The sequence below is a fragment of the Acinetobacter sp. YH12134 genome (assembly GCF_013418555.1).
GTDB classification, from domain to species: domain Bacteria; phylum Pseudomonadota; class Gammaproteobacteria; order Pseudomonadales; family Moraxellaceae; genus Acinetobacter; species Acinetobacter indicus.
The window spans coordinates 150,193-164,940 of record NZ_VPBT01000002.1 but is presented as its reverse complement, the minus strand read 5'-3'; the positions used below and the strand labels follow the sequence as shown (position 1 = coordinate 164,940).

The 14,748-nt window shown below is 44.6% G+C and carries 12 protein-coding genes; 6 read left to right on the top strand and 6 right to left on the bottom strand.

All coding sequences use genetic code 11. The features are described from left to right. Window positions 1–199: 199 nt before the first annotated feature. Entirely contained in the window at window positions 200–1,711 is a 1,512-nt protein-coding gene (locus tag FTU69_RS02275; protein WP_163142052.1) for an aldehyde dehydrogenase family protein, read from the bottom strand. A 245-nt stretch (window positions 1,712–1,956) separates the two neighbouring features. Between FTU69_RS02275 and FTU69_RS02270 the strand changes: the two genes are divergently transcribed. Further along, on the top strand, window positions 1,957–3,138 hold the full coding sequence (locus FTU69_RS02270) for a transcriptional regulator (protein ID WP_163142049.1): 1,182 nt from the start codon (window positions 1,957–1,959) through the stop codon (window positions 3,136–3,138). Between the two features lie 57 nt (window positions 3,139–3,195). On the opposite strand, the gene FTU69_RS02265 is transcribed toward FTU69_RS02270, so the two are convergent. Continuing rightward, a complete protein-coding gene (locus FTU69_RS02265; RefSeq protein ID WP_180103410.1) occupies window positions 3,196–4,191 on the bottom strand; it encodes an alpha/beta hydrolase in 996 nt (331 codons plus the stop codon). 247 nt (window positions 4,192–4,438) lie between these two features. Next, entirely contained in the window at window positions 4,439–5,611 is a 1,173-nt protein-coding gene (locus tag FTU69_RS02260) for an iron-containing alcohol dehydrogenase (RefSeq protein WP_104491824.1), read from the bottom strand. 454 nt (window positions 5,612–6,065) lie between these two features. Here FTU69_RS02260 and FTU69_RS02255 point away from each other — a divergent pair, with 454 nt between their 5' ends. From FTU69_RS02255 to FTU69_RS02240, 4 genes are all read left to right on the top strand, one after another. Next, entirely contained in the window at window positions 6,066–8,084 is a 2,019-nt protein-coding gene (locus tag FTU69_RS02255; protein WP_180103409.1) for a hypothetical protein, read from the top strand. Between the two features lie 87 nt (window positions 8,085–8,171). After that, window positions 8,172–9,887: an AAA family ATPase gene (locus FTU69_RS02250; protein ID WP_168405410.1), complete on the top strand. Its 1,716-nt coding sequence runs from the start codon at window positions 8,172–8,174 to the stop codon at window positions 9,885–9,887. 252 nt (window positions 9,888–10,139) lie between these two features. Next, window positions 10,140–11,060 (top strand): LysR family transcriptional regulator, encoded by a 921-nt coding sequence (locus tag FTU69_RS02245; RefSeq protein WP_005177438.1) that lies wholly within the window; start codon window positions 10,140–10,142, stop codon window positions 11,058–11,060. Between the two features lie 173 nt (window positions 11,061–11,233). Continuing rightward, a complete protein-coding gene (locus FTU69_RS02240; RefSeq protein ID WP_257223576.1) occupies window positions 11,234–12,415 on the top strand; it encodes a CynX/NimT family MFS transporter in 1,182 nt (393 codons plus the stop codon). Between the two features lie 43 nt (window positions 12,416–12,458). Here the strand turns inward: FTU69_RS02240 and FTU69_RS02235 are convergent, their stop codons facing one another. After that, window positions 12,459–12,911 carry a DUF441 domain-containing protein gene (locus tag FTU69_RS02235; protein ID WP_034597660.1) on the bottom strand — a complete coding sequence of 151 codons (453 nt, stop codon included), beginning with the start codon at window positions 12,909–12,911 and terminating at the stop codon, window positions 12,459–12,461. A gap of 151 nt (window positions 12,912–13,062) precedes the next feature. Here FTU69_RS02235 and FTU69_RS02230 point away from each other — a divergent pair, with 151 nt between their 5' ends. Continuing rightward, complete coding sequence (locus FTU69_RS02230; protein ID WP_180103407.1) at window positions 13,063–13,773, top strand: pseudouridine synthase; 711 nt, start codon at window positions 13,063–13,065, stop codon at window positions 13,771–13,773. A 19-nt stretch (window positions 13,774–13,792) separates the two neighbouring features. Here the strand turns inward: FTU69_RS02230 and FTU69_RS02225 are convergent, their stop codons facing one another. Continuing rightward, complete coding sequence (locus FTU69_RS02225; protein ID WP_104472246.1) at window positions 13,793–14,236, bottom strand: GNAT family N-acetyltransferase; 444 nt, start codon at window positions 14,234–14,236, stop codon at window positions 13,793–13,795. 92 nt (window positions 14,237–14,328) lie between these two features. Further along, the gene (locus FTU69_RS02220) at window positions 14,329–14,664 is read right to left on the bottom strand and encodes a type II toxin-antitoxin system RelB/DinJ family antitoxin (protein ID WP_127799418.1); all 336 of its coding nucleotides are present in this window, start codon (window positions 14,662–14,664) and stop codon (window positions 14,329–14,331) included. Window positions 14,665–14,748: the final 84 nt, after the last annotated feature.

The following is a 14,748-nucleotide window of genomic DNA, read 5'->3' as shown; positions in this document are numbered from 1 at the left end:
TGAAATACACTCGAACTAAAGCGTAGCGTATGAATAAAGGATAGATTTTTAACTTGATCTCCCGGTTTATACAACGCTGAAAGAGCGTGCTGCGAAAGTCAGAGCATTCCATGTTGCAATAAAAACGCCCGATGCAAATACATCGGGCGCAGGTTGAAACAGTAACTTCAACGCTGTTGGAATCCTAAAGACGAAGTCTTTAGAAGAAACCGGCTGGTTTGGTTGAATAGCTGACCAGCAGGTTTTTGGTTTGCTGATAATGATCCAGCATCATCTTGTGGTTTTCACGGCCAATCCCGGATTTTTTATAGCCACCGAAAGCGGCATGTGCCGGGTAAATGTGATAACAGTTGGTCCAGACCCGACCCGCCTGAATGGCACGACCGGCACGGTAAGAGGTGTGTGCAGAACGCGACCAGACGCCTGCGCCTAAACCATAAATGGTGTCATTGGCGATGCGAATTGCGTCATCAAAGTCTTTAAAGGTGGTGACAGACAGCACCGGCCCGAAAATTTCTTCCTGGAAAATCTTCATGTCATTGCGGCCTTTAAAGATGGTCGGCTCGATATAAAAACCTTGACCAACTTCATGACGTGCTTCACCACCTGTGAGGACTTCGGCACCTTCGGCACGGCCGGTGGCAATGCAGCCCAGAATTTTATCCTGCTGTTCCTGGGAAGCCTGCGCACCAATCATAGTTTCAGTATCAAGCGGGTGACCTGTTTTAATACGTTTAACACGTTCGATGGCTTTTTCAAGGAAACGGTCAGCAATACTTTCCTGTACGAGCGCACGTGATGGACAAGTACAAATTTCACCCTGATTCAGCGCAAACATAGCAAAGCCTTCGAGTGCTTTGTCTAAGTAGTCGTCATCTTGCGCCATAATATCTTCAAAGAAAATATTTGGAGATTTACCACCAAGCTCCAAAGTCACTGGAATGATGTTTTCAGTGGCGTATTGCATGATCAATTGACCGACCTGGGTCGAACCTGTGAATGCAATTTTGGCAATACGTGGATTGGTTGCCAATGGGCGACCCACTTCTACACCGTAACCATTGACTACGTTTAATACGCCTGCTGGCAATAAATCTTGAATCAGTTCAACCAAAACTAAAATGCTGGCAGGGGTTTGTTCTGCAGGTTTAAGTACGATACAGTTACCCGCAGCCAAAGCAGGTGCAAGTTTCCATGTTGCCATTAAAATTGGGAAGTTCCATGGAATAATTTGCCCCACAACGCCCAACGGCTCATGAAAGTGATAGGCAATGGTATCTTCATCAATTTCAGAAATTCCGCCTTCTTGGGCACGAATACAGCCTGCAAAATAACGGAAATGGTCAATCGCCAATGGAATGTCGGCAGCCAATGTTTCCCGAACAGGCTTACCATTATCCCATGTTTCTGCCACTGCCAATAATTCTAGATTTTGTTCTAAACGATCTGCAATTTTTAACAAAATATTAGAACGTGTCGTTGGAGATGAACTGTTCCATTGTGCTTTGGCTTTATGGGCTGCATCTAAAGCCAGTTCAATGTCTTCTGCCGATGAGCGTGGGACTTTGGTAAATACTTTGCCGTCCACAGGAGAGATATTTTCAAAGTATTCGCCTTTTACAGGGGCGACCCACTCGCCACCAATAAAGTTTTCGTATTGTGCTTTAAATTGAACTTTTGAACCGGGTTGATTGGGATCTACGTAACGCATAACTCTCTTCCTTTGATGGTTTTTTATAATCTGCCGTCATCTTTACCGTTTAGCACAATCCTGTGTCTAAAATCAGGTTAAATTTACGGCTAAGGTATAAGGTACTTTAGTACGTTATTTGTTTAGCATACCAATATAAGGTTGGAAAAAGGTTGGAAAGCTGCAGGTTTACAAGCAGCGAACAAATCCTTACAAAAGTAAGCAGTACAATGGATGTAATGCCCACAGGATTGTGAGAGTCAATAATGATGAAAAAACAAGACCTATTGGAAAAAAGGCAGCATATTGAACAGTTTAGACAAAGTAGCAGTTTATCGCCGCTGCATGCGCAGCAAATTCAGCAGAGTATTTTAAAATCTTGGCAACGCTCTCAAATTGCTGAAATTCCTGTTAATAGGTTGGCAGCCCCGTTAAATTATAGTCTAACGCATACACATGGTAGTTCGGCCTTACAACGTGCTGTGCAAAACTGTGCAGAGGATTTAAGACATATCGCACAGCAGTCCGACATGGTTGCAGCCGTGGGCGATGTGGGCAGTACAATTATTTGGACGGCAGCGAGCGCGCAAATGCGTAATGTGGCGGAACAGGTGCATTTTGTAGAGGGCGGGCAGTGGCGTGAGGAGTTGGTAGGCACCAATGCTTTGGCTTTGTCACTTAAAACTCAGCAAGCAAGTTGTGTGTTTTCCAGTGAACACTATATGTCATCATTACATGACTGGGTTTGTTATGCAGCGCCTATTTTAGACCCTTATTCCAAACAAGTATTGGGCGTAATTGATTTATCGACTACTTGGAAAAACCATAACAGTTTGGGGATGTTGGCAGCAGAACGCTGTGCTTCTTTGATTCAAAATGCACTGCTTGATCAGCAAAAACAGCAGCTTTATATTCGCGCGTTTCGCGTGCCACAAGTGTTATTTAATGGCAAAGTGGTGGTGATGACACCGCGTCAAATTGAAATATTGGTGATTTTAGCACTTTGTCCACAAGGCATGAGTTTAGATACTTTACACCAAGCTCTATATGGTGAGCGTAAAGTCAGTATGGGCACGCTAAAAGCTGAGATGTCTCAATTACGTGATATTCTAGGCGGGATGCTTGGTTCGCGTCCTTACCGAATTTTGGCGCATATAGAAGCCGATTTTTTACAAGCCGAGCAGGCTTTAGATGCTGGTTATGTGCAGTCTGCCTTACAAACGTGTGCAGGAGTATTTTTGGCGAAAACTGAAAGTCCATTTTTATGTGCATGGCGAGATTGCTTAGAATCTCGCCTGAGTGATGCCATTTTTAATGCACAAGATACCGATGTATTGCTAAAACATTTGGCACGCAGCCCTGAAGCGATTGACGCAGTGGAGCGTTTAATTGAATTGATGCCCAAGGGGCATCCTGCACATCAAATTTTATTAAAATACACAGCTTAAGGGATGCATCAAGTCATTTAGCCGTTAATTCACTTCCTTTAGTTCTAGTTTTTAGTTTTATAGCCCCTTGCGGTTTAACCAGTCAAACAAGGACTGATACACTTCCGCACGGACTTCGGGCGCAGAAAGTACCAAATCATGCACGCCATTTTCAATTTGGCAAAGCTGAATATCGCCATGCATGTGATGTCCATATTTTTGCATATCTGCAACATCTAAAATTACGTCAGTGCGTTGCGCAATCTCATTCCATTGGCGTGGATAACTACTTTGACTCGCATGCATAATTAAGGTGGGTACACCTAAATGCACACTGGCATGAATTTCTTTTTGCGCTTCATGAATTGCACGTACAAAACTTAATCGCACTTTTGGATAACGCGGTTTCTTCCATTCCAAATTAAATAACCATTCACCATGATATTGTTTGTGTAGACTTGGTACATAAAATGGGTTAAGGCGGCTTGGAAATTTCATTTCTGGCAGCAATTTGCCCAATTGGCTCAAACGAGGAATGCCGAATTTTTTCTCAATCTCGCTCATATTGAAATCATAAAAAGGGCTGTTGCACCATAAACCACGAATCAGTGGATGATTGGGATGATGTGCCACATATAACGTGGTGATTAATCCACCTGTTGAATGTCCCGCCAAAATTACCGAGTCATGTTCTTCTGTGGCAATTTGCTCAAGTGCAGCGGAAATTTCTGCATCATATTCAGACAAGCTGCGCACATTGTACCAATGTTGATGTGACAAATGCGAACGCCCATATTTACGTAAATCTAGGGCATAAAAGTCATAACCGTGCTGATTAAACTGGTCTGCCATTTCTGTTTGAAAAAAATAGTCAATAAAACCATGAATATAAAGTACGGCTTTACGGGTTTCCTGTTCGGCTTTTTTGCGTACCAAGGTAGAAATGACTTTGCCTTCATAATCCGAAGGAAAATCCAGCGTCATTTGTTGGTAATCGGCACCCAAAATATCGGGTTGATAGCTTGGTGTTGTTTTTTGTTTTTTGCTTAACAGCATAAGGTGTTCGTCATCCATTTTATTTTGACTATATCCTTGATGAGCTGTGCGCATTTGTCAAATTGAATTATGCAAACCCTCTGCATCTACATCGCTTTAGTTTTATGCTGCGAGTTCATTTTGTTCTAAACAGCAAAAAAAAAGCAGAACGCATCTGAGATGGTTCTGCCAAAGGGAAGGATAAAAATAAAACAGCAACAGAGGAAAATTGAAAAAAAATGGGAGATGCTGAGCAAATCGTGATTCACTCAGCAGGAGATTCAAATTACATCGCGGCTTTAAAAATTTCGACCACTTGTGCATGATTGGCTTTACGTGGGTTGGTGAGCATGCAGGCATCTTTTTGTGCATTTTCAGCCATAATAGCCAAGTCATTTTCTTTCACGCCTAACTCTGCTAAACCTGTTGGAATACCAATCGAGCTAGATAGTTCACGAATTGCATCAATCGCGGCATAGGCGGCTTCTGTGGTGGTTAATCCGTCAGTATTGACTCCCATCAATTCTGCAATATCTGCATAACGCTCAGGGCAGGCAATCAGGTTAAATTCGCAAACATGCGGCAATAAAATTGCATTACAGACGCCGTGCGGCAAGTTGTAGAAACCACCGAGTTGATGCGCCATGGCATGCACATAGCCCAATGAGGCATTGTTAAATGCCATACCTGCCAAATATTGCGCATAGCTCATGGCATCACGCGCTTCAATATTTTCACCATTTGCCACGGCAGGGCTGAGCCACTGACTAATCATACGGATAGCTTTTTCAGCACAGGCATCGGTAATAGGATTGGCTGCGGTTGAAACGTAGGCTTCTACAGCATGGGTTAAGGCATCCATGCCTGTTGCTGCGGTTAAACCTGCAGGTTTGGCAATCATGAGTTTTGGATCATCAATGGCGATGAGTGGTGTACAGCGCCAATCGACAATTGCCATTTTAACGTGCGTGTCAGTGTTGGTAATAATACAGAAACGGGTCATTTCCGAAGCTGTACCTGCAGTGGTGTTAATGGCAATCAGTGGGGTCATTGGCACGGTACTTTTATCAATGCCTTCATAATCACGAATATGCCCACCACCTGCGGTCACTAAGCCAATGCCTTTGGCACAGTCGTGGGAAGAACCACCACCTAAGGACACAATGAAGTCGCAGTGATTGGCATTGTAGGCATCGACACCGTTATGCACGTTAATATCGGTCGGATTTGGCTCTGCACCAGCAAAGATATGGCTGGCAACGCCTGCTTCGGTGAGGTAGCCTGCAATGGTATCGGCAACGCCAAATTTAAACAGTCCTTCATCAGTCACAATTAGGGCTTTTTTGGCGCCTAAATTTTGTGCTCTTACGCCAATTTCTTTGGCACAACCAGGGCCGAAGAGTGACACACAAGGAATATAAAAACCGTTGGTTTGATCTGCAATATTTTTAAAAGCCATGCTCAGATTCCTTCTTGCATTGGATATTGGAATAATGTGTTGTTATCGCGGTGTTGAACCGTAATTTGAGTATCCATTGCTTTGTTGTGAAATCCTACCTACCAAATACCAACCCTAGTTGCTGATCAAAGAGTGTAAAATAATCACTTGAAAATTATGGATTTTTAATTTGTTTTATTATCTGAAGTAGTGCGCAGTCTATAGGCAAGAGCACAAATCTTGTTTATAGTATTTTTTGTATCTCTAATTTTAAGGTGTGAATACAGCACACACATATTTAAAGTGTAATTCAATTAATAAGTAGCTTAAGCTAGATTGAAGAATTGTCCACTTTTTGCGGATGGGAAATAAAAAACAAAAAATAGGGATGTATCACGTGATGGGTCTATTCGGTGTAATCAAATAAAAATAAGATGACACTTAGATAGACCGCACTTAAGCATGAGGAGCGTATATGCAGCCAAGTCGCCAGCATAGCCAGTTGCATGCCGTTGCACAGCAATTGGTTCGTATTTCCAGTGTGGCCGCAGAAATCTATCAAGATCAAATGGATCTGGTTGGGCATTTTACAGCACAAAATATGTTTCGAATTGATCCTTTGCAGCATCGGGTCGAATTGTTGAATGGTCTGTTTAGCCTTGAATTTTATTCGCCAAAATCGCATACAAATTTAATAGAAACCCACTTTGAATTTGCGCGGCAACAGCAAGAAGCGTTTGAAGATTTTTTCTTACATGATCTGCATTTTTTGACAGGGGATTTAAAACCGCAGCATTCCTTATTTTTGCGTAAGCAGGCGCAGCAATTGCGGCAATTGATTCTGCAGCAAGTTTATCTTTGGGTAGATGGTGCAGCACGGGTTAAGCAATTGTTGTTGCATTTAGATGCTATGCAGGCGCAAATTTTAGATCAGGCATTAATGCAGGTAGACGATCAGTATCAACCAGTATTGACCAAATTTGTGCAGCAAGGGCAGCCGATTCCTGAAGATGTTTTAACTGCTTTATCGACACTATGCGCTTTGGAATTTGTAGAGGGTGAAACCTTTTTGCCAGTGCAAGCACTGATGCTAAGTTATGATGATTTTTGTTTTAGTGCAGCAGAATTTCTACCTAAAGCCATGTATCGTATTTTAAGTATCTCATTTCCAGAGCGATTTAATTTACAGGATTTAATCGATCATCAGGACGATATTCGACTGTTGTATCGACCCGCGGTAGAGCAGAGTCATTTATTGGGCTTTGTGCGGATTATGAACCGCGCGGTCTGGGCCGAAGATAATATTCTGGCCAAGCGGCATTTTCTGGAAAAAAATACCCGCATCTGGCAGACCAAAGTTGCGCGCTTGCCACTGTTTGATTATCCACGTGCAGTCAACTGGCTGTTTCGGCAATCGAAACTGGTGCTGGACTGGCTCAGTGACAATATTCATCATTCCAGTGTCCGCGTGGCGGTGGTGGCGCTAAGTTTTGTCGATTGCAGCCAGATTCATCCACGCATTATTCTGGCCACCTTGCAGTATTTCCAGTATGCCTCGGCGCGGCTGTTTATTCAGAGCTGTGATCATTTTGCGCTGCAACATCAATGGTTTGAACATCAGCATAATTCTCGGGTGGTGCAAAAAGGCCAGCGCCAGTCACTGGAAGACCCGCGAATTAGCATCAGCCCGTCTATTTTGTATTTAGATGAATGGATGAATTTGCTGGCGATTGTTGCGGCACAGGATGAACTGCAGGTGAAACAGGTTTATGCACGTTTAAGCCGGGTGATGCAGGCCTATATGCTGCATCTGCATAAGGTCACGGCAGAACTGCCGGCTGAATTAATGCAGTTTATTCATCCGGAGAGTCAGCAATCGCGTGACTTTATGCACTGTTTACGCCGTCATCAGTTGACGCTGGAGCAATTCCGGCAGCTGTTTTATTTAAAGGCCGGGCCGGTGCGTGAATCGGTGTTTGATGCTTATGTGCGCGATTATCTGGTCGATTATTTTAATGAAAAAAATTACACCCCGAAAAATGTCAGCTGGAGCAGTATTTTTCAGCGTGCGGTGCGCTGGCATCATGAAGTACATAAAGCCGAAATTCTGGCTAAGCTGAAAAAACAGTTAAACGTCAGCCACTGGCCGCCCGTATCGCTACAAGGCAGAACCCAGTATCTGGGCTGGTGCTTTGAGGAACTGAACAGTCTGGACCGGATTATTCAGGAGTCGCGCAGTTTTCATCATTGTCTGGCGGTGAGTTATAGCCAGAAAATTATTGAAGGCGAATATGTGGCTTTTCATATGTCATCGCCGTGTTATCGCCAGTCCTTAACGCTGGGTTGTCATCTGCTTGATGGACAGCTGCGCTTTGATCAGCTGGAATATCCGAACAATCATAAAGCCGAACAGTTGCTGGTCAATATTGCGGAACAGTTTATTCAATGGCTGAACAGCCGCTTAAAACAGGACCCATCTGCCGGAACTTTATGACAAGTGATGTCGCCAGATGTGGTTTTTGCCTTAACTTTTTGCTGAAAAATGGGTAGGCTATAGCCGTTCATCTACGGTATAGGTCTTATGAAACAGGAAACTGCACTCAAACTCTTAAAAGCGGGCGAAAATGTATTTTTAACAGGCTCGGCCGGTGCAGGGAAAACCTATACGCTCAATCAGTACATCAACTATTTAAAAGCACGTAAAGTGCCGGTGGCGATTACGGCCTCGACTGGAATTGCCGCCACACATATGAATGGTATGACCATTCACACCTGGGCCGGCATTGGTATTAAAGATGTCTTGTCTGATGCCGACCTGAAAAATATGAAAGAGCGCAAATACCTGAAAGAACATCTGGAAAATGCGCAGGTCTTGATTATTGACGAAATTTCGATGCTGCATGCCAAGCAGTTGAATCTGGTCAATCAGGTGCTGAAATATTTTAAGGAAAGCGATGAAGCCTTTGGTGGTATTCAGGTGATTGTCGCTGGTGATTTCTTCCAGTTGCCGCCAGTGGGCAGAAATGAGGAACGCAATCGCGATAAATTCTGCTTTATGTCGGAGGCCTGGGTCGAGGCCAAATTCCGGGTCTGCTATTTGACCGAGCAGCATCGTCAGGGCAATGACTTTTTAAATGATATTCTCAATGCGATTCGTCGTCAGAATATTGGCCCGCAGCATCTGCAGGCGCTGCAAAATACCCGCCAGCAGGATATTGGCGACACCTTTACCCGTTTGTATACCCACAATATGGATGTCGATACCATTAACTTTAAGCATTTAAATGAAATTGATGCTGAAAGTCGCCAGTTCGATGCCAGCTGTGATGGGAATGACAAACTGATAGAAACCTTAAAATCTTCGGTACGTGCGCCTGAAACCTTGACCCTGAAAAAACATGCCAAAGTGATGTTTGTTAAAAACAACTTTGATATGGGTTATATCAACGGCAGTCTGGGCGAGGTGATTGGCTTTGAAGAAGATGATGAATATGGCTGCCTGCCGAAAGTCAAATTAACCGATGGCACGGTGCTGCTGGTCGAACCGGAAACCTGGTCGATTGACAATGAAGCCGGAAAAACCATTGCCAGTTTCCAGCAAATTCCGTTGCGTCTGGCCTGGGCAATTACCATTCATAAATCACAAGGCATGACTTTAGAAGCGGCAGAAATTAACCTGAGCCATACCTTTGAAAAAGGTCAGGGCTATGTGGCACTGTCACGTTTAAAAACTCTAGATGGCCTGCGTTTATTGGGCTTTAACGAGCAGGCACTGGAGCTGGACAGTCTGGCAATTAAAGCCGATCGCCGTTTTCAGGAACTGTCAGAGGAAGCAGAACAGAATTTTGCCGAAATTGACCTGACCGCACAGCATAAAGCCTTTATCCGGCATTGTGGCGGTACCTTGAATGAGGTTGAAATTGAACGCAATGAACGGAAAATCGCACGCAGTGGCGGCAAGCAGAATTATGCCTCAGCAACGCTAGATGAAACCCGGGCCTTGTTTGAAGAAGGTTATGAGATTGAAGATATTGCCCATGAACGTGGCCTGACTCCAGCGACGATTATTAACCATCTGGCGCGTTTGCATAAGGAACAGGGACTAGATATTTCGGTGGCGCATCCGGGTGAGGAAGTGGTGGAGCAAATCCGCAAAATTTATAAACGCCTGCAAAAACGTCAGCAAAGTGATCATTTTAATGATGATGGCACGATCAAGCTGCGTCCGATTGTCGAGCTGACCAGTCCGCGCATGGGCTATGATCAGGTGCGTCTGGCCTTGCTATATGTAGAATAAACTTTTCATCCTTCCGTAATAAAAGAGCATCTTAAAGATGCTCTTTTTTATGCTTATTCGTTATTTAGACGTATTTCAACTCATCTTCATCTTGCTTAAAAACAGCGCCATCTCTTAACAGCTGCCTTATTTAGAATAATGAAACCAACTCATGGAATTTATGCTAAGATGAATTTAATTCATATTTTTATTTTTAAGGCGACATTGCATTCAGCGCAGTGCATCTCCTGATTTTGAGATACTTCATTTCCCATGCTTGAAATTCGTCATTTAAAAACCTTATTGGCCTTACGCGAACATGGTTCACTGGTGGCCGCGGCCAATGATTTATGCCTGACCCCATCTGCCATTTCCCATCAGTTGAAAGAGCTGGATCACTGGTATGGGGTGGAAGTGGTTAATCGTCGCTCGCGTCCGGTGACGTTTTCCAATGTGGGGCAGCGTTTACTGAAACTGGCAGATGATATTTTGCCGCAGATCCAGATTGCCCAAACCGATATTACCCGGATTGTGCATGGGCAAACCGGCCGGATTATTTTTTCTTCGGAATGTCATAGCTGTTTTGACTGGCTGATGCCGCTGTTAAATCAGTACCGCCAGCAATATCCCGATGTTGATTTGGATTTTGCTTCCGGCTTTGAAGCCAATCCGCATGAATTATTACAACATGCCGAATTTGATTTGCTGATTACCGCCGACCCGATTGCCTTAAAAGGCATCGAGTATTTCCCGATTTTTGAATATGAGTCGCGTCTGGTGCTGTCCAATACCCATCCATTGGTACGTGCTGCGGACATTTCGGTGCAGGACCTGGCCGAAGAAACTTTAATTACCTATCCGGTGGATAAACACCGCCTGGATATTATGGCCAAGCTGTTTATTCCGGCCAATATCTATCCGAAAGCCATTCGCACCACAGATTTAACCCAGATGTTAATCCAGCTGGTGGCCAGCGGTCGGGGTGTGGCGGCCTTACCGGACTGGGTGGTAAATGAATATGAACAAAAAGGTTGGGTCACTTCACGCCGTCTGCATTGTGTTTCGGCAGAAGGACTACGCCGCACGCTGTATGCTGGTTATCGCAGTGAAGAAAAAGAAAAAAGCTATTTTGAAGGCTTCCTGAAACAGCTGGAAAAATTTTCGCAAAAGCGTAGTCATTACTATGCACAATAACATCCGCACAAATAGCGTAATTTTTGAGTAAATAATGGTGAGGATTCAGGTCGTTGAATCATCTGCCAGCTACGCCATTTATTCAGGAAAAACATAAGATGAGATGTTTTTTTAATAAATGGCAGTTACTGAACTTGATAAGCTCAAGTCACAAGATTGAAGTGAGTAAGGGTATGTCCAAAGTACAATGGTTCAGCAGGGATATTTGGATTATTTGTGCAGGTTTTGTCGCGGCGATGCATGTCGGTAAATTACCGCCAGCGGTGCCGGTATTACAGCAGGAACTGGGGATCGGGCTGGTACAAGCTGGTTTGTTGCTGTCGCTGGTGCAAGGGGCTGGTATGCTGTTTGCACTGACCTTGGGCAGTTATGTCGAAAAAATTGGACTGAAACGCTGTGTCTTGCTTGGACTGGGCTTACTAAGCGCAGCTAGTTTGGTCGGTGGGTTTAGCCAAAGCGTCAGCAGTTTGCTGCTGCTGCGGGTAGTGGAAGGATTTGGCTTTTTACTGGTGACCTTAAGTGGTCCGGCCTATATTCGCCAGCTGGTGCCGGCAGAAGAAATTTCCGCCAAAATGGGCTTGTGGAGTGCCTATATGGGCGGCGGCATGGGGATTTCCTTATTACTGACGCCGTGGCTAATCACCATGATGGGCTGGCAAGGGGTATGGCTGACGCTAACACTACTGACCTTAAGCCTGTTTGCGCTGGTCGCCACCCGAGTGCCGAAACCGCAACAATCAACCCAGAAAATTGAAGTGTTTCAGCTGATCAAAACCACGCTCAAACATCCACCAGCGTGGATGCTGGCATTGATGTTCGGCACCTATGCCGGACAATGGTTTAGTCTGGTGGGTTTCTTGCCAACCATCTATCAGCAAAACGAGATTTCCTTGACGCTGGCAGGCGCATTAACTGCCTCGGTGGCGATTGCCAATGCAGTCGGGACCTTTGCCTGCGGCATCATGTTGCAGCGCGGTTTGCTGCCTAAAACTTTAGTCCAAACCGGTTTTATCATCTTAATGCTGTGTGCCTTAAGTTTCTATATCTTTCAGGCCCAGTTACCATTTTTACTGCAGTTTGCCTGCGTGTTTAGCTTTTCGTTATTTGGTGGTCTGGTCGCCGCGGTGGTCTTTGCTCAAGCCTTGCGTTTTGCGCCTAGTCCGGTGGCCATTAGTGCGACCATTGGCATGATTTTACAGTGCTCAGCGACATCGCAGTTTCTGTTGCCACCAGCAATTGCTGCGATTGTTTCTGCCACCGGAGACTGGTTCTGGGTCGGTATTATGATGGCTGCGTTCTCGGCAATGGGCTGGCTATTATGCCAAAAGCTGTTTCAGGCCGATGTACGTGCCTAATCGTGTATCTGTATCTCTTTAAAGCCGTGTCTGTATGAAGCGGCTATTTAGAACCAATCAATAACGATAAAATGCCGGCGGCAATTAATGGTCCGACCGGCACACCGCGCAGCAAGGCCACACCGGCAACCGTACCAATCAGCAGGCCAGCGACAATATTCGGTTGATGGCTCATCAGCTGTACCCCACGTGCACCGAGCCAGGCCACAAACAGGCCTATGCCAATCGCGAGTATGGATTTCCAGTGCATAAATGATTTCAGGATTTCATCACCGGGGATTTTACCGCTGGCAATGGGCGTTAGTACGCCAATGGTCAAAATGATAATGCCAATATTTAAACCATGCTGTTGCAAGAGCGGAAAATATACTTCCAGTGGTGTGATGCGAAACACGATTAACACCGCGGCGGCAATGGTGACGGCAGTATTGTGACTAAAAATACCGCAGGCCAATAAAATAAGCAGAACAATCAGGTTTAAATCGAGGTGTGACATACAGGCTGAACACGGTGGCATGGGAGAAAAAGAGGCCATTATTGTAGCCTTTTTCAGCGGGGCCTGCTGATAGATTCCAACTCCAGCGCGGTTTCAGTATAAAATACGCCATCTTCCATATTGATACAGCTTTCACTCCACAGGTAATTCGATGACTTTAGAAAAAATGTTGCAATCGCAAGGCTTTGGTTCACGCAAACACTGCCAGCAGCTGATTCAAAATGGTGCGATTGCCATTGAGGGTGAAGTCATCACCCAACCCAAACAGAAACTGCAGTTGCAGGGTTTAAAATTTTCGGTCTATGGGCAGGACTATACCTATCGGGAGAAGGTCTATATCGCGTTAAACAAACCGCAAGGTTATGAGTGTTCACATCAGGCCACCCATCATTTTAGTGTGTTTGATCTGTTTGACGATATTTTGCTGAATCGTGGCCTGCAATGTGTGGGACGTTTAGATCAGGACACCACCGGTTTGTTATTGCTAACTGATGATGGCCAGTTTTTACAGGCGCTGACCCATCCGAAAAAGCATGTGGCCAAAGTCTATCGCATGTACACCGCAGATCCGGTCACAGATGCGCAAATCCAGCAACTGGCAGATGGAGTTGAACTGCGCAATGAAAGCGGCATTTTTGCTGCCACCGATATTTGCCGTCTGGCCGAGCACGAGCTGAAAATGACCATTCATCAGGGTGTCTATCATCAGGTAAAGCGGATGCTGGCAGCAGTTGGCAATAAGGTGGAAAAGCTGCATCGTCAGCAAATTGGCGCTTTAAACCTGCCAGAACTCGAGTTGGGGCAGTGGATCTATTTAGATGACGCCCAGGTACAGCAGGCGCGTACCCGGATGCAGGATTAAACCGGCTTTTAATAGTGGGCTATTTTAAGAAACAGTGGTAGGTCTGAAACTCATTGTCTTTAATAAAGCCCATCTGTTCATACAGTTGATGCGATTGATAGTTGTTGTTCTGGGTTTGCAGACTAATCCGTAGTGCATTGTTATGACGGGCAAAATGAATTGCGGTATCAATCAGCTGTTTGGCCGAGCCTTGACGACGATAGACCGGCGTCACATAGACATCATCCAGAATATAATAGGTGGTACAGGCCACCGAAGAAAAGCCTAAATACAGCAGGATAAAACCGGTAATCACCTCATCTTTCACATGAATAAAAATCACGCTTTCATGATTTTCAAAACGCTGTTGTAAAAACTGGTGTGAAAGCTTCAGGTTAGAAGATGCACCATAAAATTGACGATATTCATCAAATAATACGGCCAGCTGCTCGAGATCTGCTACGGTTGCGCGTTTGACAATCATCCATGACTCCCTGCATATCTTATTGTTGTCTATGCAGCATAACCAAGTTTTTAGCAGATTAAATTAAAATATTGTTTATAAATACAACACTGTTAACTTTTGTCAGTTTCACCCAAGAGGGCATTTAATTCGGCAAATAGGTCCAGATCTTCATCGTCCAGTGGGGAAGTGTCGGGGCTGACGGGCGCAGGTGTTGGTGTGGCCTGAGTATTTTGCTGTTCTTGCTTGAGCTTTCTTAACTTGATCAGCTGCTCCAGATTAATATTCTGGTTTTCGATAGAAAAAGGAATAGATTTGGTCAGAACGACCTGTTTAAAGAACAGACGAACCGCTTGTGCCGGTGTAATCCCCAACTGTTTAAACACGGCAAAAGCCTGTTTCTTTTCCTGAGAATCCAGGCGAATTTGATAAACTTCAGTTTTTCTCATGATTTTAATTAATTTAAGTGCACTTAACTGTGTAGACACATTTTAATCTAACCATTTGTAATTTCAATATTCATACACAGGAAA